This window comes from Bacillus sp. AFS029533, from assembly GCF_002585125.1.
Classification (GTDB): domain Bacteria; phylum Bacillota; class Bacilli; order Bacillales; family Bacillaceae_G; genus Gottfriedia; species Gottfriedia luciferensis_B.
The window spans coordinates 34325-57183 of the sequence record NZ_NUQC01000010.1 but is presented as its reverse complement, the minus strand read 5'-3'; the positions used below and the strand labels follow the sequence as shown (position 1 = coordinate 57183).

The 22859-nt window shown below is 32.1% G+C and carries 27 protein-coding genes and 1 other annotated feature; of the genes, 19 read left to right on the top strand and 8 right to left on the bottom strand.

Going from position 1 to position 22859, the window contains the following annotated elements; all coding sequences use genetic code 11:
- Position 1 precedes the first annotated feature (1 nt).
- From COE53_RS05215 to COE53_RS05185, 7 genes are all read left to right on the top strand, one after another.
- Complete coding sequence (locus COE53_RS05215) at positions 2-1762, top strand: peptidoglycan D,D-transpeptidase FtsI family protein (protein WP_069035128.1); 1761 nt, start codon at positions 2-4, stop codon at positions 1760-1762.
- A gap of 66 nt (positions 1763-1828) precedes the next feature.
- Positions 1829-2425 (top strand): YrrS family protein, encoded by a 597-nt coding sequence (locus tag COE53_RS05210; RefSeq protein WP_069035127.1) that lies wholly within the window; start codon positions 1829-1831, stop codon positions 2423-2425.
- 201 nt (positions 2426-2626) lie between these two features.
- Positions 2627-3319, top strand: coding sequence for a 5'-methylthioadenosine/S-adenosylhomocysteine nucleosidase (gene mtnN / locus COE53_RS05205; protein ID WP_069035126.1), 693 nt, complete (start codon positions 2627-2629; stop codon positions 3317-3319).
- A 175-nt stretch (positions 3320-3494) separates the two neighbouring features.
- Positions 3495-4214: an ABC transporter ATP-binding protein gene (locus COE53_RS05200; RefSeq protein ID WP_098947527.1), complete on the top strand. Its 720-nt coding sequence runs from the start codon at positions 3495-3497 to the stop codon at positions 4212-4214.
- Positions 4211-5227: an ABC transporter permease gene (locus COE53_RS05195; protein WP_069035124.1), complete on the top strand. Its 1017-nt coding sequence runs from the start codon at positions 4211-4213 to the stop codon at positions 5225-5227. The genes COE53_RS05200 and COE53_RS05195 overlap by 4 nt, the downstream gene beginning before the upstream one ends.
- A gap of 3 nt (positions 5228-5230) precedes the next feature.
- Positions 5231-5875, top strand: a complete 645-nt coding sequence (locus COE53_RS05190; RefSeq protein ID WP_084007012.1) for a TetR/AcrR family transcriptional regulator — start codon at positions 5231-5233, stop codon at positions 5873-5875.
- Positions 5876-6143: 268 nt separating this feature from the next.
- The gene (locus tag COE53_RS05185) at positions 6144-6377 is read left to right on the top strand and encodes a YrhC family protein (protein WP_069035123.1); all 234 of its coding nucleotides are present in this window, start codon (positions 6144-6146) and stop codon (positions 6375-6377) included.
- A 73-nt stretch (positions 6378-6450) separates the two neighbouring features.
- Here the strand turns inward: COE53_RS05185 and sigK are convergent, their stop codons facing one another.
- The gene (sigK, locus tag COE53_RS05180) at positions 6451-7170 is read right to left on the bottom strand and encodes an RNA polymerase sporulation sigma factor SigK (protein WP_069035122.1); all 720 of its coding nucleotides are present in this window, start codon (positions 7168-7170) and stop codon (positions 6451-6453) included.
- Between the two features lie 259 nt (positions 7171-7429).
- Positions 7430-7656, top strand: a binding site (T-box leader).
- Positions 7657-7759: 103 nt separating this feature from the next.
- On the opposite strand from sigK, the gene COE53_RS05175 reads away from it, so the two are divergent.
- The 3 genes from COE53_RS05175 to COE53_RS05165 all read left to right on the top strand — a co-directional run bounded on the left by COE53_RS05175 (position 7760) and on the right by COE53_RS05165 (position 11433).
- The gene (locus COE53_RS05175) at positions 7760-8845 is read left to right on the top strand and encodes a bifunctional 3-deoxy-7-phosphoheptulonate synthase/chorismate mutase (protein WP_069035121.1); all 1086 of its coding nucleotides are present in this window, start codon (positions 7760-7762) and stop codon (positions 8843-8845) included.
- A 36-nt stretch (positions 8846-8881) separates the two neighbouring features.
- Positions 8882-9982 carry a prephenate dehydrogenase gene (locus COE53_RS05170; RefSeq protein ID WP_069035120.1) on the top strand — a complete coding sequence of 367 codons (1101 nt, stop codon included), beginning with the start codon at positions 8882-8884 and terminating at the stop codon, positions 9980-9982.
- Between the two features lie 218 nt (positions 9983-10200).
- Positions 10201-11433, top strand: coding sequence for an aminopeptidase (locus tag COE53_RS05165; RefSeq protein WP_069035119.1), 1233 nt, complete (start codon positions 10201-10203; stop codon positions 11431-11433).
- Between the two features lie 66 nt (positions 11434-11499).
- On the opposite strand, the gene COE53_RS05160 is transcribed toward COE53_RS05165, so the two are convergent.
- Positions 11500-12045, bottom strand: coding sequence for a GNAT family N-acetyltransferase (locus COE53_RS05160; protein ID WP_069035118.1), 546 nt, complete (start codon positions 12043-12045; stop codon positions 11500-11502).
- A 181-nt stretch (positions 12046-12226) separates the two neighbouring features.
- On the opposite strand from COE53_RS05160, the gene COE53_RS05155 reads away from it, so the two are divergent.
- Positions 12227-12676 (top strand): SRPBCC family protein, encoded by a 450-nt coding sequence (locus COE53_RS05155; protein WP_069035117.1) that lies wholly within the window; start codon positions 12227-12229, stop codon positions 12674-12676.
- 62 nt (positions 12677-12738) lie between these two features.
- Here the strand turns inward: COE53_RS05155 and crcB (COE53_RS05150) are convergent, their stop codons facing one another.
- The 4 genes from crcB (COE53_RS05150) to COE53_RS05135 all read right to left on the bottom strand — a co-directional run bounded on the left by crcB (COE53_RS05150) (position 12739) and on the right by COE53_RS05135 (position 15779).
- Positions 12739-13098 (bottom strand): fluoride efflux transporter CrcB, encoded by a 360-nt coding sequence (gene crcB / locus COE53_RS05150; protein ID WP_069035116.1) that lies wholly within the window; start codon positions 13096-13098, stop codon positions 12739-12741.
- A complete protein-coding gene (gene crcB, locus COE53_RS05145) occupies positions 13095-13484 on the bottom strand; it encodes a fluoride efflux transporter CrcB (protein ID WP_098947526.1) in 390 nt (129 codons plus the stop codon). The genes crcB (COE53_RS05150) and crcB (COE53_RS05145) overlap by 4 nt, the downstream gene beginning before the upstream one ends.
- Before the next feature lie 51 nt (positions 13485-13535).
- Positions 13536-14297, bottom strand: a complete 762-nt coding sequence (locus COE53_RS05140; RefSeq protein WP_069035114.1) for a CPBP family intramembrane glutamic endopeptidase — start codon at positions 14295-14297, stop codon at positions 13536-13538.
- An 864-nt stretch (positions 14298-15161) separates the two neighbouring features.
- The gene (locus COE53_RS05135) at positions 15162-15779 is read right to left on the bottom strand and encodes a GTP pyrophosphokinase (RefSeq protein ID WP_069035113.1); all 618 of its coding nucleotides are present in this window, start codon (positions 15777-15779) and stop codon (positions 15162-15164) included.
- A gap of 289 nt (positions 15780-16068) precedes the next feature.
- Between COE53_RS05135 and COE53_RS05130 the strand changes: the two genes are divergently transcribed.
- Positions 16069-16848: a phosphatidylserine decarboxylase gene (locus COE53_RS05130; RefSeq protein WP_069035112.1), complete on the top strand. Its 780-nt coding sequence runs from the start codon at positions 16069-16071 to the stop codon at positions 16846-16848.
- A 128-nt stretch (positions 16849-16976) separates the two neighbouring features.
- Here the strand turns inward: COE53_RS05130 and sda are convergent, their stop codons facing one another.
- Positions 16977-17117: a sporulation histidine kinase inhibitor Sda gene (sda, locus tag COE53_RS05125; protein ID WP_069035227.1), complete on the bottom strand. Its 141-nt coding sequence runs from the start codon at positions 17115-17117 to the stop codon at positions 16977-16979.
- Between the two features lie 260 nt (positions 17118-17377).
- Here sda and COE53_RS05120 point away from each other — a divergent pair, with 260 nt between their 5' ends.
- The 7 genes from COE53_RS05120 to COE53_RS05090 are packed head-to-tail and all read left to right on the top strand — an operon-like array spanning position 17378 to position 21864.
- Complete coding sequence (locus COE53_RS05120; RefSeq protein ID WP_069035111.1) at positions 17378-17899, top strand: YqeG family HAD IIIA-type phosphatase; 522 nt, start codon at positions 17378-17380, stop codon at positions 17897-17899.
- On the top strand, positions 17896-19005 hold the full coding sequence (yqeH, locus tag COE53_RS05115; RefSeq protein ID WP_069035110.1) for a ribosome biogenesis GTPase YqeH: 1110 nt from the start codon (positions 17896-17898) through the stop codon (positions 19003-19005). The genes COE53_RS05120 and yqeH overlap by 4 nt, the downstream gene beginning before the upstream one ends.
- Before the next feature lie 24 nt (positions 19006-19029).
- Entirely contained in the window at positions 19030-19866 is an 837-nt protein-coding gene (gene aroE / locus COE53_RS05110) for a shikimate dehydrogenase (protein WP_069035109.1), read from the top strand.
- Positions 19860-20150 (top strand): ribosome assembly RNA-binding protein YhbY, encoded by a 291-nt coding sequence (gene yhbY, locus COE53_RS05105; protein WP_069035108.1) that lies wholly within the window; start codon positions 19860-19862, stop codon positions 20148-20150. Before aroE ends, yhbY begins: the two co-directional genes overlap by 7 nt.
- 37 nt (positions 20151-20187) lie before the next feature.
- Complete coding sequence (yqeK, locus tag COE53_RS05100; RefSeq protein WP_069035107.1) at positions 20188-20763, top strand: bis(5'-nucleosyl)-tetraphosphatase (symmetrical) YqeK; 576 nt, start codon at positions 20188-20190, stop codon at positions 20761-20763.
- A 4-nt stretch (positions 20764-20767) separates the two neighbouring features.
- The gene (gene rsfS, locus COE53_RS05095) at positions 20768-21124 is read left to right on the top strand and encodes a ribosome silencing factor (protein ID WP_069035106.1); all 357 of its coding nucleotides are present in this window, start codon (positions 20768-20770) and stop codon (positions 21122-21124) included.
- On the top strand, positions 21121-21864 hold the full coding sequence (locus tag COE53_RS05090) for a class I SAM-dependent DNA methyltransferase (RefSeq protein ID WP_069035105.1): 744 nt from the start codon (positions 21121-21123) through the stop codon (positions 21862-21864). Before rsfS ends, COE53_RS05090 begins: the two co-directional genes overlap by 4 nt.
- A 120-nt stretch (positions 21865-21984) precedes the next feature.
- Here COE53_RS05090 and comER read toward each other — a convergent pair whose 3' ends face one another.
- Positions 21985-22800: a late competence protein ComER gene (gene comER / locus COE53_RS05085; RefSeq protein ID WP_069035104.1), complete on the bottom strand. Its 816-nt coding sequence runs from the start codon at positions 22798-22800 to the stop codon at positions 21985-21987.
- Positions 22801-22859: the final 59 nt, after the last annotated feature.

The following is a 22859-nucleotide window of genomic DNA, read 5'->3' as shown; positions in this document are numbered from 1 at the left end:
TATGCATAGACGGATAAAAGCCATATTAATTATAATTTCGTTACTTTTTTCTTTAATCGTATACAGATGTTTAGATATTAGTGTACTACATCAAAAGAATTTTGGCCCACAAAAGGTAAATCTAATCGAACGAAGTGTTGCTCAAAGAACATTTCAGTTTCGGATTGATAATGGACGTGGAAAAATACTTGACCGAAATGGAAAATTATTAAGTGCAGCTTACACTCCAAAAGTTATTTTATTTCCATTTTTAAAAACAATCGATTGGCCGATTGATAAATTATCGTCGATTACAGGAGTACCGGTTGCAGCTATTAAAAATCAGTTTAACGGTAAAAAAGAACCTTTTACATTAGAAGGAATGACAAAAACATTATCATCGGAACAAATTGATGAAATAAATAATTTACATGTTTCTGGACTTATTTCCATGTTGTCTCAAGACAAAGACGATAAACAATTGGCAGAACACCTAATTGGAATAGCTAGAGAAAATAAAGAACAATATGAAAAACAGTATGAAAGTGATCGAGATTATAAACCTAAAGAATTTGGGGTAATTGGCTTAGAGGCTCAGTTTGAAGATTTCTTAAAATCTGATGGCACATCTAATTTAATGCTTCACGTAGATAATTTAGGTAAACCGATGTTTGGAAATGAAGTAAAATATGCGAAACCTAGTAATCCATTTTATCCAGTTTCCCTTTCAACTACATTAGATAAAGATTTACAACAAATATTAGAACAGGCTGTTGATCAAGCTAAACTTCAAAAAGGTGCAGCAGTGTTAATTGACGTAAAGACTAACAATTTATTAGCAATGGTTAGCCGACCAAATATGAATTTCCAAAAACTATTTTCTTCGAATGATAATACGGCGACTAATTATGCACTATTAGCTAGTACACCAGGTTCTGTCTTTAAAACAGTTGTAGCGGCTGCCGCAATAGATCAAGGAATTGTGAAAGAAAATCAAGTGTATAATTGTAATAATAATCTAGTTGGTAAATACGAAGATGAAGAGAAAAAGCGTAAAGGAAATTTAACTTTTCAACAAAGTTTCTATGAAAGTTGTAATTACACATTTGGTCAATTAGGTAAACAATTAACTTTAAAAAATAAAGATATGTTTCAAACATATGCCAAAAAGCTAGGTTTAGATGGTCCAGTAGGATGGACAGGATCTGTCTATCATGAGTCTAGTTTTAGTCAATTTCAAAACGAAGGGAAACCAACTTATTTTGTAGGAAACTATTTAAGTGATAAGCTCTTAAATACTTCCATTGGGCAACAGGATGTAAAAGTATCCCCTTTAGCCGTAGCTAATATGATGGCTACAATTGCAAGAGGTGGTAGCCCAAAACAAGTAAAAGTAGTCGATTCTGTATTATATAAAAATGGTACAGAAATGTTTAAATTTCCAGAACAGACATTAGTAGATGATTATTTAGCTCCGGATTCAATGCAACAATTAAGAGAGTTACTTCGTGGTGTCGTTACGGATGCGAAAGGAACAGGAAATCGATATACTAGTTTACCTTACACTTTAGCAGGGAAAAGTGGTACAGCTGAAACAAAAGTAGTTGATGGTAAAATAGTCGAACAAAACAAATGGTTTGCAGGGTATTTTCCATATGATCAGCCAAGATATGCATTCGCTGTAGTTAGTTTAAATGTTTCAAACGAAGTTACATCTACTTCTGACACAGTTACAAGTTTAATAAAATCTATCTATAACTTTGATAAAAACCACACAAAATAGCTTTTTTAATTAATTAACTCTATGTTAAAATAGGGAAAAATTAGTTGTTTTTGGAGGATTTTGTCAATGTCTTCGATTGAACCAAACAAAAGGGTCCAAAAATTAAGACGAGTACGAAGTGGGAATTATTTTTACAGAATATTACTTATTCCACTTCTTTTTGGAATCATCTATTTAGGGATAAAAATAGCTTTACCGATTGTTAACCAACAAAAGATAGAGCCTAATACGGCAAAAGCTAAGATTACTACGATTGCTCAAGAACCAAAGCAAATGACTGATATACCGAATCCATATCAAGCGAAATATCGTGAAAAAGTAAATGAGATCATTAAAGATTCAATAAACGATGAAAATATTATAGAATCGACTGTAAAAGAATGGACACCTAACAAAACAAGACAAATTGAACCTCATACAGTTCACTATAGTCATAAGTCTCAGGATTTTTATGAAATGGAAGAAGCAGTATCAAATGCGATTTCTTTAACAAAAGAAGATTATTCAGTTTGGCATATTGAACAAGGATTCGATCAACAAAGTATAAAAGTATACGTTGCCACAAACGACTTAAGCTATAAATATGTCGTATACTTACACTGGGTTGTAAAAGAAGGCTGGCTACCTATTTTGGTACAAGAAGTAAATGAGTTAAAGTATTAAACGAGGGAATGAAGTTTTTAGGCCCTACAGGAGAAATGGTAAGCTTACGCCACATAGTAAGCTAGCTCCGGTAAAGTAAAAGAATGTCCTTCTTTTTAAGAATTAAAGTGTTTTTTGTTGTACGTATTCTTAAAGATGAATGATATGTCGCTATATGGTAAAATAATTAAAGTTTGAAAGAGAAAGTAGGTAATTAAAAGAATGAAAATAGCTATTATTGGAGCAATGGAAGAAGAAGTACATGTATTACGCGATAAATTAGACAATGTAAGAAAAGAAGAAGTTGCGGGTTCAGAATATAACATAGGTACATACGAAGGAAAAGAAGTAATTTTATTAAAGTCTGGCATTGGTAAAGTTAATGCAGCAATGGCAACAGCAATTCTTTTAGAAAAATACCAGCCAGATGTTGTTATTAACACAGGATCTGCAGGTGGACTCCATACGGATTTAAATGTTGGGGACGTTGTTATCTCAACTGAGGTGCGTCATCATGACGTAGACGTTACCGCATTCAATTATGAATATGGACAAGTTCCAGGTATGCCAGCTGCATTCCCTTCTGATGATAAATTAAAGTCTATCGCTAAAAAATGCGCTGAAAAAATTAATGGTATCCAAGTTGTTGAAGGATTAATCGTAACTGGTGATTCATTTATGAACGATCCAGTAAGAGTTGACTTTGTAAAAGAGAAATTTGGTGATCTGTATGCTGTAGAGATGGAAGCAGCTGCAATCGCACAAGTTTGTTATGCTTTTAAAGTACCATTTGTTGTAACAAGAGCATTGTCTGATATTGCAGGGAAAGAATCAAATATTTCATTTGATCAATTCATTCATACTGCTGCTGTTAATTCTACATTAATGGTTGAGGAAATGATTAAAGCGTTATAAATTGTTTAAAGAAAGATGTCTTATAGTCATCTTTCTTTTTTTATTAAAATACAATTGAGTGAGTACTCACTTTTTGTTGACTGGCAATAAAAAGTGGATTAAGATAAAGATATAAAGTGAGTACTCACTCATTATGGTGTACTTTAAAAGAAATAGACTTGAACGGAGGAATAAGATGAGCAATGTTGTTCAAATCCAAAATGTTGACCGTTTATTTGGAAAAAGAGCTGTGCTAAAAAATATTTCAATGAGCATTCAAGAAAGAGAGATATTTGGGATTTTAGGTCCATCAGGTTCTGGTAAAACAACTTTAATAAAATTAATTGCTGGGATCGATAAAAGTTCAAATGGCGAAGTATTAGTTTACAATAATGAAATGCCTAATTTCACAGTCCTTCCTTCAATAGGCTATATGGGACAATCTGACGCTTTATATAGCGATTTAACGGGTGCTGATAATTTAAGTTTCTTTGGTGCCCTATATAATCTAAAAGGTAAAGAACTTAAATCAAGAATTCAAGAAGTAGCCCAAATCGTTGGGTTAGAGGACTCATTAAACAAGCAAGTTAATCAATATTCTGGTGGAATGAAAAAACGACTTTCTCTTGCAATTTCAATCCTTCATAAACCTACATTATTAATCCTTGATGAACCGACAGTTGGAATTGATCCAGTTCTAAGAAAGCAAATTTGGAATCAATTTTTTGAGATGAAAAAACAAGGTACTACAATAATTATTACAACTCATATCATGGAAGAAGCTGAAAAATGTGAACGAATCGGATTAATTAGAGAAGGTGAATTAATCGCTTTAGATACTACTGAAATTTTAATCTCGCAATCAAAAACAGGCAAAATCGAAGACCTATATTTTAATACTGAGGTGAGCTCATGAGAGTCTTTGCTATTTCTAAACGTATAATAAAACAATTTTTAAAAGATAGAAGATCCCTTGCAATGATTTTTGTTGCTCCTATCGTATTATTGTTTTTATTTTCTTATATCTTAAAACAAGATGACACAAAACCAACTTTAGCACTAGTAGATGCGCCTCCAGCATTTGAGCAAATTGTAAAAGATTATGCGAAAGTAAAAAATGTAAATCCTTCAGACATTGAAGATAAATTGAAAAATATGGATCTTGACGGAGCTGTTTTGTTCAAATCAGGAGAAATAGTTGTACAGTTTGAAGGGACAGATAAAGCAAGATCAACTGCAGTAATGGATGCAATTCAATCGGCAGTTAAGGAAAATACCCCTTCTAATCTTAAAATAGTAATGGACCCAATTTATGGTAGCAAAAATATGGAATCATTTGATTCAATTGGACCAATTTTTATTGGATTTTTCTCGTTCTTATTTGTTTTTATCTTATCAGGTATTTCATTTGTAAGGGAAAGATTAACAACAACACTTGAAAGATTACTCGTTACACCAGTCAAAAGATGGGAAATTGTTGTTGGTTATATTTTAGGCTTTGGATTTTTTGCTTTAATCCAATCAATCATCATAACAGTCTTTTCAATCAGTGTATTAGATATGTATAATGTAGGAAGTGCATGGGAAGTCTGTGTAGTTAATATTCTATTATCTTTAACTGCTCTTACACTTGGTATGCTGTTATCGGCATATGCAAATAATGAATTTCAGGTTGTACAATTTATTCCAGTTATTGCTGTTCCGCAAATACTTTTTTCAGGTATTTTCTCAACGGCATTTTTACCCAATTGGTTCAAATTTATCGGGGGTATTTTACCACTGACATATGGAGCAGAAGCTCTTAGAGGAATTATGATAAAAGGGCAGTCACTTTCTGATGTTGTATATCAATTATTAATCCTACTTGGATTTTCAATATTATTTATTTCTTTAAATATAGTTGCATTAAAGAAACAGCGTTCAATTTAAGGAGTGTTACCAATTAAATTAGAAGAGTTTTTTCCAGAAGAAAAATTACAAGAAATGAATGAAAAAGAAATAAAAATCCTTGAAGCTGCTATTGAAATTTTTGCAGAAAAAGGATTCGTTAGTACATCTACCAATGAAATTGCCAAAAAAGCAAATGTTGCTGAAGGTACTATTTTTCGTTACTTTAAAACAAAAAAGGATTTATTAAAAAGTATTATTAAACCGACATTAGTAAAAACAATTGCTCCTTTTGAAATGGATCGTTTTTCTAAAGCAGTATTTCATTTAGAGTACGAAACATTTGAAGATTTTCTTAATGCGCTTATTAAAAATCGTATGGAATTTGCAAAGAAAAATAAGGCAGTTGTAAAAATAATCATACAAGAAATGCCATTCCAAGACGATATGCAAGAAGAGCTAAAAAGACTCTTTAAAGATAAAATGTACCCTAAAGTAGCCACTGTATTACAATCGTTTATCGATAAAGGGCAAATAAAAGAACTACCGATACCGACAGTACTAAGACTAATTATCTCAACAGTAGTTGGTCTAGTTATCTCTTCAATTGTCCTAGAAAATACACCTTTTTGGAACGAAGAACAGGAAACTGAACGTACGATTGAGTTTATTAAGAATGGTCTAAAATAACTTAAGAATATGTGATAGTATACGCATTTGAAAGAGAAAGGGATTTAAAATAATTCCTTTCTTCTTTGTGTTGAAATAGATACTGGTAATATTTTAGCAATATAGTTTTAGTGATAAAGCATAACGCAAAAATCAACAAGACAATAATTAACTCCTTGACAAATTGTACTTACTAATCTCTACATATACTGCCTTTAATTACCTTCACTTTTTTTGTATAAAGTATGTTAAAGTTATTAAGTCAACAAGAAGGGAAGGTGTAGTATTCGTGAATTTAAAAAAGCTACAGGCGAAAATTAACGATTTTAAAACATTTGGAGCAATAACAACAGCATTGGCTACTTTTTTCTATATCGGGACTCTCCTTCCAAAGGACGGATTAACCCAACATAAAATATTAATAGTCGAAAGTATCGTTTTTACAATGCTGATTTTTGCATTAGGTTTCTTTCTGACATCCAATTATTTTAAACGCAAAATGCAAAAAGAAGAGCAAGCATAAAACCACTAAAAATGAATTCACTCCAATTGTTAGATCTGACTAACAATTGGAGGTCATATTCATCTTTAGTGGTTTATTTTTTATCTTTTTTCTTTTCTTTTTCAGCTCTTAAAAACTCGTGGTACATTTTCATTAATGCACGTTTTTCAATTCTCGAAACATAACTTCTTGAGATACCTAATTTCTTTGCGATTTCACGTTGAGTTAGTTCCTTATCCATATCAATACCAAAGCGCTGAATAATTACATCTTTTTCACGGTCGTCTAGAATCTTAATATATTGCTTGATTTTTTCTAATTCCATATTAAGTTGAATTTGATCAACTACATCTTCTGTCTCAGTTTTTAATATGTCTAAAAGTGAAATTTCATTGCCTTCTTTATCCTGACCTATTGGATCATGAAGGGAGACATCTTTTTTTGTTTTCTTTAAAGCACGTAAATGCATAAGTATTTCGTTTTCAATACATCTAGCAGCATATGTGGCTAATTTAGTTCCTTTACCTTGAACAAAGCTCTCAATTGCCTTTATTAAACCTATTGTGCCAATCGAAATTAAATCTTCCGCATCTTCTCCGGTATTTTCAAATTTTTTGACGATGTGAGCAACGAGCCTTAAATTATGTTCAATTAATAAATTCCGTGCTTCTCCATCTCCATTTGCCATACGATTTAAATAGAGCGTTTCTTCAGCTTGTGAAAGAGGTTGAGGGAAGGCATTATTTTTAACATAGGAAACAAACACAAACACTTCTTTTAAGAAAAGACTTAAGGCGGTAAATAGACCAGGCATATAATCACTCCTAAGGAAGGTAAGGTTAGTTGTTATTTATATATTTATGTAATGTACAAATTCTGTGTGTCTGTACCATAAAAAAAATGTAAGCAGTATAAAAAAAATGTTGAAAATAGTAAGCGCTACCATTCCAATAACGATGTATCTTTTTTAAAATCGTTACATATTCTAGAAAAAAAATGCATTGACAGTCTATTTAAAAGTGCTTTATAATCCTCATTAATAACTTTTTTAATGAATCTTTTGACAATTAAATATATTTGCGTTGATAAGGGCACAGTAGGCATAACTTCCCTGTTTAAGAGAGCTGACGGAAGCTGCGAGTCAGTACATAAGGTATGCTGAATTACATTCTTGGAGCAATTTCTATTTCATTTAATGAAAATAGAAACGGTCATTTTGATCGTTAACAAAATGAAGGTGGTGAACAGAGTTTTTGTTCACAACTAGGGTGGTACCGCGATTAAATAATTCGTCCCTACTGTTTATTCAGTAGGGACTTTTTGTTTTCATTTTTTACATACTTACTTCTTGATAAAAGAAGTGGTATTGGAATAGACATTTAAAATTTGAGGAGGAAAAAGAAATGAGTACAAATAATGAGTTAGTGCAATTACGTGATAAGGTTGATGAGATTAATTTAAAAATCGTTGAATTATTAAACGAGCGTGGAAAAGTTGTTCAAGAAATTGGTCAGCAAAAGATTAAACATGGTATTAAGCGTTTCGATCCAGTTCGTGAGCGTGAAGTATTAGATATGATTGCAAATGTAAATGAAGGTCCATTTGAAACTTCTACTTTACAACATATTTTCAAGACGATCTTCCAGGCAAGCTTAGAGTTACAAGAGGATGATCACAGAAAAGCTCTTTTAGTTTCAAGAAAGAAAAAGCCTGACAATACAATTGTAAAAGTGAAAAATGATATTGTCCTTGGTGATGGTTCTCAATCATTTATTATGGGTCCATGTGCAGTTGAAAGCTATGAACAAGTACGTGCAGTGGCACAAGCTATGAAACAACAAGGTTTAACAATGATGCGAGGCGGTGCATTTAAACCTAGAACTTCTCCATACGATTTCCAAGGACTTGGATACGAAGGGCTACAAATTTTAAGAGAAGTAGCAAATGAATTTGATTTAGCAGTAATAAGTGAAATTCTAAATCCAAATGATGTTGAAAGATCTTTAGAATACGTTGATGTAATTCAAATTGGTGCACGTAATATGCAAAACTTTGATTTACTGAGAACAGTTGGTCAAGTAAATAAACCAGTATTATTAAAACGTGGACTGTCAGCAACAATTGAAGAATTTATTAATGCAGCAGAATACATTATTTCACAAGGAAATGACCAAATTATTCTTTGTGAAAGAGGAATTCGTACTTACGAGAAAGCTACAAGAAATACATTAGATATCTCAGCAGTACCTATTCTAAAGAAAGAAACACATTTACCTGTTGTAGTAGATGTTACACATTCTACAGGTCGTAAAGACTTACTATTACCGACAGCAAAAGCAGCATTAGCAATTGGAGCAGATGCAATAATGGCTGAAGTACATCCAGATCCAGCAGTTGCGTTATCAGATTCAGCTCAACAAATGAATATCCCACAATTTGAAGAATTTATGTTTGAGTTAAAAGACTTCCGTGCAAAACTACAATCATAAATAATATTACTTAATGAAGGATAGGCGGTGAATGCCTTGAAAAAGAACGTCCTTTTAATTGGCACAGGATTAATCGGAGGCTCAATTGCCTTGGCAATAAAAAAAGTTCATGATGTAAATATAATTGGATATGATATAAACGAAAAACAACTTGAAATTGGTAAGAGAATTCAAGTTTTAGATGAAATCTCGGTACAGCTTAAAGACTGTGCCGAGAAGGCTCATCTAATCATTTTTTCTTGTCCTGTAGAGGAGTCAATAAAATATATACATATGTTAAGTGAATATGAACTCAAAGATGATGTCATATTAACTGATGTAGGTAGTACGAAAAGTGAAATTATGAGGCATTCAAAGACTCTTACAGATAAAGGTTATTGCTTTATTGGAGGTCATCCAATGGCAGGCTCCCATAAAACTGGCATCGAGAGTGCAAAAGTTCATTTATTTGAAAATGCATATTTTACTTTGACACCAAGTGAAAATACTAAAAATGATCAAATTGATGAATTAAAAGAATGGCTTAAAGGAACAGGTTCACATTTTGTTGTAATTGATGAAGAAACACATGATCAAATCACCGGAGTGGTAAGCCATTTTCCACACCTCATTGCATCTAATCTTGTAAAGCAAGTTAAAACTTACTCGAAGGACGAGCCTTTAGTAACAGCTTTAGCTGCCGGAGGGTTTAGGGATATTACTAGGATTGCATCAAGCAGCCCAAAAATGTGGACAGATATTGTGATTCAAAATAAGGATACATTGCTTTCATTAATTTCGAATTGGATTGATGATATGAAACAAATGTATCAGCTTGTTGAAAGCCAGGATAAAGAAGATATCTTTCATTATTTCAAGGAATCAAAAGATTTTAGAGACAACATGCCAGCAAAAGCAAATGGCGCCATCCCAAGTTATTTTGATTTGTATGTAGACGTTTTAGATCGAGTCGGTGAGCTTGCTAACATCACGACCATCTTATCGATTCATCAAGTAAGCATTACGAATCTAAGGATCATAGAATCACGTGAAGGGTTACCAGGTGTACTAAGAATAAGTCTTCAAACAGAAAATGACAGAGAGAAAGCTGAAAAATTCCTAAATGTTAATGGTTATGAAACGTACATTGTTTCATAAAAAATTTTAGACTTATTTAAACAAAAAAGCACTTTTTGAGGGTGCTTTTTTTGTTTAAAGAGCGACAACGAGATCAAGTAATTAACTAGTCTGCCAAAGTCTCTCTGACATTTCAAATAAAAATGAATAGTCAGTCTCTTTTATGTACCAATTTTCTGAACTTTATATTATAATTTAGTAGGTTAGGTTTTTAAATCGTTAAACATGGAGGGATATCAATGTCTCAGTTTGAAAAATCATTAGAAAAATATGCTGAACTTGCGGTAAAAAGTGGTGTTAATATCGTATCAGGACAAACATTACAAATAAATGCGCCAATCGGAGCTGCAGAATTCGTTCGTAAAGTTGTAAGATTCGCTTATGAAGCTGGAGCAAAAAATGTAAACATTGATTGGAATGATGATGTAATTACTCGTACTAAATATGAACTAGCTCCTGAAGAAGTTTTTGGAGAATTCCCAGGCTGGAAAGTAACAGCTATGGAAGAATTAGCTGAAAATGGTGGTGCTGTTTTATCAGTAATTTCACCAAATCCAGAATTATTAAAAGGGATCGATCCAAAACGTATTGCAACTTTTAATAAAACAGCTAGCAAAGCACTACATAATTATCGTGAATACATGATGGCTGATAGAATTCGATGGTCAATCGTAGCTATTCCATGTGTTGAATGGGCTGAAAAAGTTTATCCAAATGAACCAATTGATAAAGCGATGGAATTACTTTGGGACTCAGTATTCAAAATTTGCCGAGTAGACAATGAAAATCCAGTTGAAGCTTGGGTTAAACACAACGATTTCTTACAAGAAAAAGTTGTTCAATTAAATGACAAACGTTACAAAACATTACATTACACAGCACCTGGTACTGATTTAAAACTTGATTTAGTAGATAATCATGTATGGAAAGGTGGCGGAGCGAACAGTGAAGATGGAAAATGGTTTAATCCTAATATTCCAACTGAAGAAGTATTCTCTATGCCACATAGCCATGGCGTAAATGGTACTGTTAAAGCAACTTTACCATTAAATTACGGTGGAAATCTAATTGAGAACTTCTCTTTAACATTTAAAGATGGTAAAGTTGTCGATTTTACAGCTGAAAAAGGCTATGATACTTTACAACACTTATTAGATACTGATGAAGGTGCTCGCCGTCTAGGTGAAGTAGCATTAGTACCACATGATTCACCAATTTCAAATACAGGTTTAATTTTCTTCAACACATTATATGATGAAAATGCTTCTTGCCACTTAGCTTTAGGTAAAGCATATCCAAACAATATGAAGGATGGAGAAAAATTACCTTCAGAAGAGCAAGAAAAATTAGGAATCAACCAAAGTTTAACTCACGTTGATTTCATGATCGGATCAGCGGAATTAAATATCGATGGTATTAAAGAAGATGGTACAGTTGAACCAATCATGAGAAATGGTAACTGGGCATTTTAATAGTAAATAAATTAGAAGGGGTGTCTCGAAAGATCTTTTGAGACACCCCTTTATTTTATACTTTTCTTATATTGTTTGAAATTGATCGTTACTTCTTAAAACTGTTATAAAACCATCTAATATGGTATGGCTAACAGAGAATCCCTTACGTTTATAGAAATCTAGAGCGTCTTCATTACCATTTGAAACATAGATAAAATAATCCTCTACATCTTCAAATTGTTTTAGCCAGTTCATTGACATTTTGAATAGTACAGAGCCTACTCCATATTTTCTATATTCTTCTTTAATGTAAAATTGAGATAAACATCCTACATTCTTTTTATGGACTGAAGAAAGGTCAAAAAAAGTTGCAAATTCGCTTACATATACTTCTTTTGGAGAAATATTTGAATAAACATAACCAACGATTTGATCTCCATCTTTCACGATAACAATATAATTATGTATAGCTTTTTTTACTGAAGGAACCATACGTGTATCAAAATTCATACTATCAAATAACTCTGGTTTGATCTTCGCTTTTGACTTCTGAAATGTCATTAATTCATTACATAAATCTCTACATAATCCAATTTGATCCTCGTCAATTACTTCATAAGTTAAATTCATCTTGTCACCCCGCATTAAAAATTGTTTTTAGCTATAAATAAATTTCGTATGATTTAATTTTAATATAAAAATTCATGAAAACAAATGAAATCAGTAGTTGATCTACTTTTGGTATATAATGGAAGTATCATCTAGAATCAATTTCATCATTCTACACATAAAACAAATGGAGGATGAGAAAATGGAAGATCTTAAGTATGAGTTTTATATTGGGGCTAAACCTGAAGAGGTGTGGAACATATTTGTTTCGCCAGAAGGAACTAAAGCTATCTTTTTTGGTTGTATTTTAAAATCAACATTTGAAGTCGGAGCACAGTATGAATATATTGGACCAGGAGAAGCGGGAGAACATACAGTGCATGTTTATGGGAAAATTCTAGCATTTGAACCTCATAAAATGATGAGTTATACAGAACATGCAGGTCCAGTTTACCGTGAAAATCATGCTGAATTAGAAACTAAAATTACACTTACACTTGAAGAGATGGGTGAATGTACAAAATTAACACTAGTTAACGACCAATGGCCAGAAAATCACCCTTCATATGAAAATACAAAATCAACCTGGCCAATGATTTTAAGTAATGTAAAAACATATGCAGAGACCGGTAAAACATTAGATTTTGGTTGATAAAATTGAAAAAATAAAAAACCTCTGGGAACAGAGGTTTTTTTTAGATCTAATTTCTCGGTTCATCTAAAAATATGAAAACCGATATATGCACTACAAATACTAATAATAGTAGATAAAATGATATAAGATAATGCAGTTTTATACTTTTTTGCAACCAGTAATTGAATTGATTCGTATCCAAAAGTAGAAAAGGTTGTAAACCCACCTAATATTCCTACACCAATAAACAGCCACATTGTAGTAGAAAGCGATTTATCGAGGTATAAATGGTTGATAAAACCTAAAATAAACGATCCAAGTATGTTTATAACGAAAGTTCCAAAAGGAAAATTTGTTTTAACTTTTTTATTAACAAAGTTTCCAAGGGCATAGCGAAAAATTGCTCCGATTCCCCCACCTATTCCAACAATAACAATCATGATGAGGTTTCTCCTTTTACTTTATTGAATTTCTCAGCCGCTTTAAAACCAAGATACGCCAAACTTATTCCGATCACTAAACTTGAGATGATATAGACTAGACTTACTAGCAATTTTTTTGCATCCATCAGAGCTACATTTTCAAGTGAAAAAGTAGAGAATGTAGTAAATGCTCCAGTAAATCCAGTTCCGATTAGTAATGTATATTCAGGTTTTATTTTAACTTTAGCCATCGGCAAAAAGAAACCTAAAAAGAAGCATCCAATTATATTAATTAAAAATGTTTGAATTGGAAATCCATTTGAAAGTGGATGGATTGATAGACCTATTAGGTAACGAAGAATTGCTCCAAAAAATCCTCCAATTAGTATCAATAAATAACTCATTATACACCTCATAAATACATTATAAAAACGCCCCTAGGAGCGTTTTTTTTGTTAGTTTACAATAAAAAAAGCAATAATTGAAACTAAGTTATTTAAAAAATGGGCAAAAATTGTAACTTCGATTTTTTTTGTTTTGATATAGATAATACCAAAAATTAAACCAGCTAAAGAATAAGATAGTAATGCATAGATTGAAAAACCAGCAAGCATATGCAATAAACCAAACCCAAATGAACTTACAATTAAACCAATAATCGGCGAGTTTTTAAAAATTGATCCAATAATTAACTTACGTGTAATCCATTCTTCTTTAATTGGTGCAAGAATAACCGCAGATATAATCATAAGGATTGGATTAGTTCGCAATAAGCCTTCCACTGCTTTTTGGTTATCAGGCGTAGCAATTGAATAATTGAAATGTTGAAAAATAACATCAAGAAGCTGTGAGGAAGCCATAAGAACCACATATGCTCCTAAAACGATAACAACGTCAATTACAGTTATATTTATTCGTCTTAAAGTTAGAAGTCCTTTTTTCTTCGTATAATAATAGAGCCATAATAAGCTGAGGACACCAAAAATGGAATCCGAATAAATTGAAACGGTATTTATAAGATTATCAAATTGTTTTTCAGTAAGGTTTATATCCGCAACACTAACAAAAATCATACCCCATATTGAAGCAATCAGGATTAGTAAGTTCAAACCTACAATAAATATTAAAAAATAGTAGGCAAGTGTTTTTAAGGCGGACTTACGTTCATTCGGAATATTTTCTGGAATGATTGTTTTATAGTTTAATTCATTATCCAAATCGGCTCCTCCAATTTTTTGATCTATGTTCATAAACTTTCTTATTTACATTTATATTAACATATCCTATTTTATCTTAAATTTAAAGCTGAAAGAACTAGAAATAGAATAGATGAGTCTAATTCTTTTAAAATCTTTGTTATTTAATATATGAAAGAATGAGTGCATTATATGATAGCTGAAACAGTATTTGAAATTATAAAATAAAAAACAAGGGATGTTAATATACCTTGTTTTCATGCTGTTAAAAAGGAACTTTGTCAATTAATTTTAGCTCTTATAAATAGTTGTGTGCTATGATTTCCACTACAGGGTGCTCGCTTTCCATGGGGCGAGACCTGAGCCTCCTCGGCTCCGCCTGTGGGGTCTCAGCCTTCCCGCTAATCCCATAGGAGTCGATCACCCTTTCGTTCCAATCAACTTCTTAATAAAAAAGAATAATCTTAAAAACAATAGATTAGTCTATTAAACGAATGAATTTCCCTGTATTAATCTAATTGTAAGTGATAGATAACCCACGACTTACAAATCATTATTAATAGTGACCCTCAAAAAAGATATTTTAATTATAACGATGTTAATTATGTTGAATTTTTGCAAGTTTGTTAAAAAAATATACTATCATTCAATTGTCTTTCAGGTAGATACGATAGAAAATCATCATATATAAAAATAATGCAATTTCATCGTAAATTATTTATTGTTCGTATTTTTTATATTGACTACAATATATTTCAACACACTAAAAACAAGGTATGTTAATATACCTTGTTTCTTCAATACTAATTTACTATTCGGGTTTACAGGAATGAAATGGGAGATAGTAAAATTTTTATCTTCTAAGACTTTAAAAATCTGCCCAAATCAATTCAACTGTTCAACCTGGTCTCTAATCATTTCCATTTTATAGTCCAAAGAATTTACTGTTGCGGAAGCTTCATTCAAGCTTTCTATAATTGCTTTTGGGACCTTTTTATTGTATTTATAAAAAATCTTGTGTTCGAGGCTTGCCCAGAAATCCATGGCAACTGTTCTAATTTGGATTTCTACTTTTACTCTCTTCGTTTCAGAAGCAAGGAAAATTGGAATTTCAATAATCATATGAAAGCTTTTATAGCCATTTGGTTTTGGGTTTTTTATATAATCTTTTATTTCTATTATATGAATATCGTCTTGTTGTTTTAATAGTTCATAGATCATATAAATATCACTAATAAATGAACAACTAATACGCACTCCAGCTATATCACTCATATAATTTTCCAAATTATATTGAGTTAGTTCTAAACCTTTTCGCTCAAGTTTTTCTATTATACTGTCAGGTTTTTTCAATCGTGATTTTACGTGTTCGATTGGATTATGATTATGAGTTAAAGTAAATTCTTCATTTAAAATTCTAATTTTAGTATTGATTTCATCTAACGCAAATTTATATATTAAAAGTGTGTTAGTCCATTCACCTAAGCTTTGATCTTTCAACATAGGCAACCTCCTAATGTATATTACATCAGTAATTGTATCAGCTTAATGTGAACTCAGTGTGAAATCTTGGTGAACAGTTAGTGACAAGTAGATTAAGGGATTCTAAGTGTTTTAGGTAAAGGGTAGCAATGGTAGGATCATTAGATAAGGATTAAAGAAGTAGAGAGTACAAGTTATATTAGAAGAATAAACAATTTATAGCAACGACAGAAAGATCATTTAGTGTTTTGTTAGTTTTGGAATAATATGTTATAAATTTATATATATAATTTTAGTTAGGAGTACATTGATGAAACAGAGTTTTTATCGTTTGTTTATAGAGTTAACGAATAATCGTTTTACTTCGGGTCTTTTACGTAGGCTTGCTACTTCTAGATTTAGTAGGGTTTTTATTAATCCTTATATTAAAGCGTTTAATTTAAATATGGATGAAAGTAAAGAGACTGTTTTTCCTACTTTACATGCCTTGTTTACTAGAGAATTAAAGCAAAATGCGAGACCGATTCATGCTGGTGAAAGTGAATTAGCTTGTCCGGTAGATGGTGTGTTAGAGTCTAGTGGGAAAATTGAAATGGATATTAAATTTGTCGTTAAGGGAAAGACATATAGCATTATTGAGATGTTAGGTTCAAAGGAAATGGCAGATAAATATGATGAGGGTTATTATATGGTATTGTATTTAAGTCCTAGCCATTATCATCGTATACATAGCCCGATCGAAGGCGAAATTGTATCACAATTCGAATTAGGTGCTAAATCTTATCCCGTGAATAAAGCAGGATTAACGTATGGTAAAGATCCACTTTCAAAAAATTATCGAGTTATTTCAGAAGTATTATGCTCTGAAAACAATAAACATGTTGCGATGATTAAAGTTGGTGCTATGTTTGTTAACACAATCGTAGTAACCAAAAAAGAAAAGCGTTTGAAAAAAGGTGAAGAAGTAGGGTATTTTTCTTTCGGTTCTACCGTTGTTTTACTTTTTGAAGCTAATAGTTTTTCACCAAATTTGCAACTTCAATCTGGCCAAGCAATCAGAGTTGGTCAAAATCTTGGTAAATTACACTAAGTATGCACTTTTTTTCACGAAATGGGAGCCATCGTATAGAAAGATGGTTCTTTTTCTGTTATTGTAAAGAGTGCTTGTATTTTTATTTCACTTGTATTATTTGCATATATTGAAAATAATAAAAATGTTTAAGATGTTTTTTTTATATAGTAATCTAGACCTCTTCGTTTAATTTCTTTTTCAATTAAATAAATGAAGGCAGGATCAAGCTGTAAACCTAGAGCTTTTTTGTAGGACTCAAGTAACAACTCATCATTTAATTTGTACATATTTTTTGCCCGGTTGGGCATTCACCTCCGAGTGAGAAAAGTTTTTTGAATTTCTTCTTAAACTTAATGTATCAAATTTTTAAAAATAGAACAATCGTTCGTTTATCCACAGAAATAAGTGGATAAGTTGTGGGTAATTTGTTTATATATTCTGAAAAGGTAGGTTCTTGGACTAAGGATAATGTGTATAAGATTTATCCACAGTTAGAATGATTGTAGTTATTTGTCGAACGATTTTAAGAATATATTGAGGTGTAATTATGTTTAATAAATTTTTACCGAGTGAAACTGTTAATAATGTTTATGCAATTACGCCTGAGCATTTAAAAGGCTTAGGAATAAAAGGGATTATTACTGATTTAGATAATACGTTAGTAGAGTGGGACCGACCATTAGCAACTCCAGAGCTAACGAAATGGTTCAAAAGCATGGATGATGCAGGTATTAAAATTACAGTTGTATCGAATAACAATGCGGAGCGTGTTGGAAAGTTTTGTGATCCTTTAGGAATTCCTTTCATTCATCGTGCACGTAAGCCACTCGCTACATCATATAAAAAAGCATATAAACAAATGAATTTAAAACCAAATGAAGTCGTGATGATTGGAGATCAATTGCTTACAGACGTATTTGGTGGTAATCGTCAAGGCATTCATACAATTTTAGTTGTTCCGGTTGCAAGTACAGATGGAATTTGGACAAGATTTAATCGAATGGTAGAACGTAGAATTCTTTCATCCTTAAGGAAGCAAGGATTGTTACAATGGGAGGATAAAAAGTGAGTAATACAGAAGTAAGATGTATTGGTTGTGGAGTTGAAATTCAAACAGAGGATAAGGACAAGCTTGGATATGCACCTCCATCTTCATTAGAAAAAGAAGAGATTATTTGCCAACGTTGTTTCCGTTTAAAAAACTATAATGAGATTCAAGATGTAGAGTTGACTGATTCGGACTTTATTCGTATCTTAAATGGGATAGGTTCTAAGGATTGTCTTGTTATTAAAGTAGTTGATGTTTTTGATTTTTCTGGCAGCTGGTTAAATGGAATTAATCGATTCGTTGGAAACAACAAAATATTATTAGTTGGTAATAAGGCAGATTTAATTCCGAAGTCAGTTAAGAAAAATAAGCTTACGCAATGGATGAGCGGAACGGCAAAACGTTGGGGACTTAAACCTGTAGGTGTTCATTTAATTAGTGCAGTAAAAGGCACTGGTATCGACGAATTAGCTGAAAGTATTGAGAAGTACCGTGAAGGTAAGGATGTATACGTAGTAGGTTGTACAAATGTTGGAAAATCAACATTTATCAATACGATGATTAAACGTTATAGTGAAGAAAATAGTAATATCATTACAACATCGCATTTTCCGGGTACAACGCTTGATATGATTCAAATACCACTTGATGATCAGAGTGATCTAATTGATACACCAGGTATAATTAATCACCATCAAATGGCTCATTTCGTTGATAAAAAAGGTTTAAAGATAATTACACCGAAAAAAGAAATTAAGCCTATGGTTTATCAATTAAATGAAGGACAAACATTATTCTTTGGTGGATTAGCTCGTTTTGATTATTTAGAAGGTGGAAGACGTTCTTTTACTTGTCACTTCTCTAACGAATTATCAATTCATCGTACTAAACAAGAAAATGCTGATGATTTATATGAAAGACAAGCTGGGGAATTATTAGTTCCACCATATGGTGAACAAATAGAGGAGCTTCCAAAATTAGTGAAGCATGAATTTATGATAAAGGATGCTAAAACTGATATAGTTTATTCAGGGTTAGGTTGGATTACAGTGAATGAACCAGGTGCTATAATTGTTGCTTATGTACCAAAAGGTGTAGCTGTTACTCTTCGTAATTCTATTATATAAGAATAAATTGGGGGCTAAAGAGAAATGAAAGACCAATATTATGTAATCGGTCAACCGATTGGTCATTCAATGTCACCAACTATGCATAATGAATGGTTTGGCTCTAATCATATTTCGGGTCAGTATTCTGCAAAAGAAGTTGGGATAACAGAATTAAAATCAGTTATGACAGAATTTCGTTCAACTGTTAAAGGATTTAATGTTACAGCACCACTAAAAGTAGAAATTATGCAGTACTTAGATGAAATTGATCCATTAGCAAAAGCAATTGGGGCAGTTAATACTGTCATCAATAAAAATGGAAAACTTTATGGTAAAAATACTGATGGAATCGGTTATTGTAGAGGCTTATCTTATGTTTTGAAAAATCCGATTGAAGATGAAAAGATTTTAATCATCGGTGCAGGCGGTGCTGCTAGAGCAATTCTTTATAGTTTACTGCACTTAGGTGTTAAGCATATTACAGTCACTAACCGTACGTTAGAAAAAGCAGAAGATCTACTAGATGGTAAGCTGATGAATGAAGTTAATATTATGTCTATTTCAGATGCTGAAGAACATTTAGGTCACTTTTCTCTTATCATTCAAACAACTTCTGTTGGAATGAAGCCAAATGAAAATAGTACGCCATTAGCACTAACGAATTTATCACCAGATGCAATTGTATCGGACCTAATTTATAGCCCATTTAAAACAGTATTCTTAAAAGAAGCTGAAGAAAGAAATGCGACTATACAAAACGGATTACCGATGTTTATTTATCAAGGAGCATTAGCATTTCAAGAGTGGACGGGAATTTTTCCAAATACGATTGATGCATACTCATTATTAGAAAGAAAACTTGGAGGAACAAAATGTTAACAGGTAAACAAAAAAGATTTTTACGTTCGAAAGCTCATCACTTAAACCCTATTTTTCAAGTAGGTAAAGGTGGAGTTAATGAAAATATGGTTAAGCAAATTTCAGAAGCGCTTGAAGTAAGAGAACTTTTAAAAGTAAGTATACTTCAAAATTGTGATGATGATCGTTATGATGTAGCAGATCAGCTAGCTGAAGGTGCAAACGCTGAACTAGTACAAGTAATTGGACATACAATTGTTTTATATAAAGAGTCTGAAGAAAATAAAACAATCGTACTACCTTAATATGGAAAATACCGTTAATTAGAGGAGAAGCGGATTAATGGATAAACAAAAAGCACTTTCACTTGTAAAAGAAAAACTAACGAACGGGCGTTTTACACATACTATTGGTGTGATGGAAACTGCAGTTAGACTAGCCGAAAAGTACGGTGCGGATGTAAAAAAAGCAGAACTAGCTGCAATTTTCCATGATGTCGCAAAGTGCATGCCGATTAAGGACTTAAAATCAATTATGGAAGAAAATAAACTTTCATTAAAGCTTTTAAAGTACAATAAAGAATTATGGCATGCTCCTGTTGGTGCATATCTTACTGAACATGAATATGGAATTGATGATCAAGAGATTTTACAAGCAATCACATATCATACAAGTGGTCATAAAGAGATGAATTTATTAGATAAAGTAATATATGTAGCAGATTATATTGAACCTAACCGTAGTTTTCCAGGTGTAGAGGAAGCTCGTGAATTAGCGGATCAAGATTTAGATCGAGCTTTATTATTTGCATTAAAAAATACAATTACATTTTTGATTGATAAAGAACAAACAGTCTACCCATTAACGGTTAAAACATATAACTCAATATTAAAGCAAGTTAAAAGCCAGGGGGAATAAAAGAATGAATGAAAAAGAATTAATGATGCTAGCTGTAAATGCTGCTGACGATAAAAAAGCCGAGGATTTAGTCGTATTAGATATGAAAGGGATCTCTGCGATTGCAGATTATTTCATTATTTGTCACGGTAATTCAGATAAGCAAGTTCAGGCTATTGCAAGAGAAGTGAAAGATCAAGCTCAACAAAATGGTCTAGATGTTAAACGCTTAGAAGGATTTGACGAAGCTCGTTGGGTTTTAGTAGACATCGGTGACGTTGTTGTTCATATTTTCCATCGTGACGAAAGAAATTATTACAACTTAGAAAAACTTTGGGGAGATGCACCTTCTCTTGATGTTTACGGAGAGCTTCTTTCATGACATACAATCGCTTCGCGTATTTGTATGATCAATTAATGAATGATGTCCCATATGAAAGATGGGTTCAATTTCTAGAAGATGTATTTCAAAAATATGAAATGCTTCAGCCTTCAATTTTAGATATTGGTTGTGGAACAGGTACATTACCCATCTCATTGGCAAAATTGAATTATTCAATTAGCGGGGTTGATTTATCTGAGGAAATGTTAAGTGTCGCAATGGCAAAAGCAGAGCTAGAAAAAGTTAATATCCCTTTTTTTCAACAAAATATGGTGGAATTAGAAGGGTTTAATCAATTAGATTGTGTAACGATTTTCTGTGATTCACTTAATTATTTAGAAACAGAAGATCAAGTAAAACAAACCTTTATTAGAGTAAATGAAAGCTTAAAAGATAATGGTTTATTTTTATTTGATGTCCATTCTCCTTATAAAATTGAAGAAATCTTTGGTGAAGAGACATTCTTTATTGATGATGCAGAGTTAAGCTTAGTCTGGTCTTGTACGCAAGGGGAACATCCATTAAGCGTTGAACATGATTTAGTTTTCTTTATGAAAGAAGAAAATCGTGATTTATATGAACGCTTCGAAGAGTATCACAATCAAAGAACATTTCCAATAAATACGTATACATCATTGTTAAATCAAACTGGATTTGAAGTGAAAGAAATCATAGCAGATTTCGATGAAGCTGTAGATGATACTTCTGAACGAATCTTTTTTATAGCAATGAAAAAATAAAAAACCCTTTTAAGAAAATTCCTTTTCTTAAAGGGTTTTTTTACTTTATTAGTCGTACAAAATTGTATTTTATATTTTTGTTACAAATGGAGTAAAGCGGTATAATCATTTTTAAGTTAATCAAAATTGTTCCTTTACTCGCTCAATTTCCTTATCAAACTTATCATGTGTTTTTTCAAAAATTTCTTCGAATAAATCTCCTACTCGTGCTTCTAATACTTTAATACCTTCACCAGTTATTCCACCTTTTACACATACCTTTTCTTGAAGTGTTTCAAGCGTAAAATGTTTTTGTTCAATTAGTTTTCCAAAACCAATAATCATTTCTTCTGCTAAAATCGTTGCCTGCTCTTTTGATATTGAGGTTTGACAAACAGCCGCATCGATAAATTTTTGCAGCAAGTAACTAAAAAATGCGGGTCCACAGCTTGCGATGTCTGATGAAACTCTTGTGATGTCTTCTGTAATCATGACTGGCTTAGATATGTTTGAAAAAAGTTCGATTATTTGTTCCTTACTTTTGGCCGTACACCTCTTCCCGAAATTGACTAAAGTTACACCACTCAAAGCTTGATTCGTAATACTTGGAATAACTCGTGCAACTTGACATGGTAATATCGCCTCTAATTGTTCAACATTAATCGGACTAGTGATCGAGATAACACAATGCTTTTTAGTGAAATGTTTTTGTAAAGATGATAATAGTGGTTGAATTTCTAAAGGTTTTACACACACTAATACAATTTCTGAAGCCGTAATTACTTCTTTGGCTGTCTCAACAACATTTAAATCAGGATATATATTTTTTAGCTCATAAGCTTTATACATTGAACGGTTTGTAACAGTTAATTCGGAGGGCTTCACGGCATTTGATTTTATAAATCCATTGAGCAAAATGGTGCCCATATTTCCTGTACCTATGATTCCTACGTTCATGAGTACATCCCTTCCTTTGCATACATTCTCTCCTACACTATATGAAGCAAGGTCGAAAA

Excerpts from the sequence above, each read along its gene's own strand:
- COE53_RS05215 (WP_069035128.1), top strand. The coding sequence starts at position 2 with ATGCATAGACGGATAAAAGCCATATTAATTATAATTTCGTTACTTTTT.
- COE53_RS05210 (WP_069035127.1), top strand. The coding sequence starts at position 1,829 with ATGTCTTCGATTGAACCAAACAAAAGGGTCCAAAAATTAAGACGAGTA.
- mtnN (WP_069035126.1), top strand. The coding sequence starts at position 2,627 with ATGAAAATAGCTATTATTGGAGCAATGGAAGAAGAAGTACATGTATTA.
- COE53_RS05200 (WP_098947527.1), top strand. The coding sequence starts at position 3,495 with ATGAGCAATGTTGTTCAAATCCAAAATGTTGACCGTTTATTTGGAAAA.
- COE53_RS05195 (WP_069035124.1), top strand. The coding sequence starts at position 4,211 with ATGAGAGTCTTTGCTATTTCTAAACGTATAATAAAACAATTTTTAAAA.
- sigK (WP_069035122.1), bottom strand. The coding sequence starts at position 7,170 with ATGCCTGGTCTATTTACCGCCTTAAGTCTTTTCTTAAAAGAAGTGTTT.
- COE53_RS05175 (WP_069035121.1), top strand. The coding sequence starts at position 7,760 with ATGAGTACAAATAATGAGTTAGTGCAATTACGTGATAAGGTTGATGAG.
- COE53_RS05165 (WP_069035119.1), top strand. The coding sequence starts at position 10,201 with ATGTCTCAGTTTGAAAAATCATTAGAAAAATATGCTGAACTTGCGGTA.
- COE53_RS05160 (WP_069035118.1), bottom strand. The coding sequence starts at position 12,045 with ATGAATTTAACTTATGAAGTAATTGACGAGGATCAAATTGGATTATGT.
- COE53_RS05155 (WP_069035117.1), top strand. The coding sequence starts at position 12,227 with ATGGAAGATCTTAAGTATGAGTTTTATATTGGGGCTAAACCTGAAGAG.
- crcB (WP_069035116.1), bottom strand. The coding sequence starts at position 13,098 with ATGATTGTTATTGTTGGAATAGGTGGGGGAATCGGAGCAATTTTTCGC.
- crcB (WP_098947526.1), bottom strand. The coding sequence starts at position 13,484 with ATGAGTTATTTATTGATACTAATTGGAGGATTTTTTGGAGCAATTCTT.
- COE53_RS05135 (WP_069035113.1), bottom strand. The coding sequence starts at position 15,779 with ATGTTGAAAGATCAAAGCTTAGGTGAATGGACTAACACACTTTTAATA.
- COE53_RS05130 (WP_069035112.1), top strand. The coding sequence starts at position 16,069 with ATGAAACAGAGTTTTTATCGTTTGTTTATAGAGTTAACGAATAATCGT.
- sda (WP_069035227.1), bottom strand. The coding sequence starts at position 17,117 with ATGTACAAATTAAATGATGAGTTGTTACTTGAGTCCTACAAAAAAGCT.
- COE53_RS05120 (WP_069035111.1), top strand. The coding sequence starts at position 17,378 with ATGTTTAATAAATTTTTACCGAGTGAAACTGTTAATAATGTTTATGCA.
- aroE (WP_069035109.1), top strand. The coding sequence starts at position 19,030 with ATGAAAGACCAATATTATGTAATCGGTCAACCGATTGGTCATTCAATG.
- yhbY (WP_069035108.1), top strand. The coding sequence starts at position 19,860 with ATGTTAACAGGTAAACAAAAAAGATTTTTACGTTCGAAAGCTCATCAC.
- yqeK (WP_069035107.1), top strand. The coding sequence starts at position 20,188 with ATGGATAAACAAAAAGCACTTTCACTTGTAAAAGAAAAACTAACGAAC.
- rsfS (WP_069035106.1), top strand. The coding sequence starts at position 20,768 with ATGAATGAAAAAGAATTAATGATGCTAGCTGTAAATGCTGCTGACGAT.
- COE53_RS05090 (WP_069035105.1), top strand. The coding sequence starts at position 21,121 with ATGACATACAATCGCTTCGCGTATTTGTATGATCAATTAATGAATGAT.
- comER (WP_069035104.1), bottom strand. The coding sequence starts at position 22,800 with ATGAACGTAGGAATCATAGGTACAGGAAATATGGGCACCATTTTGCTC.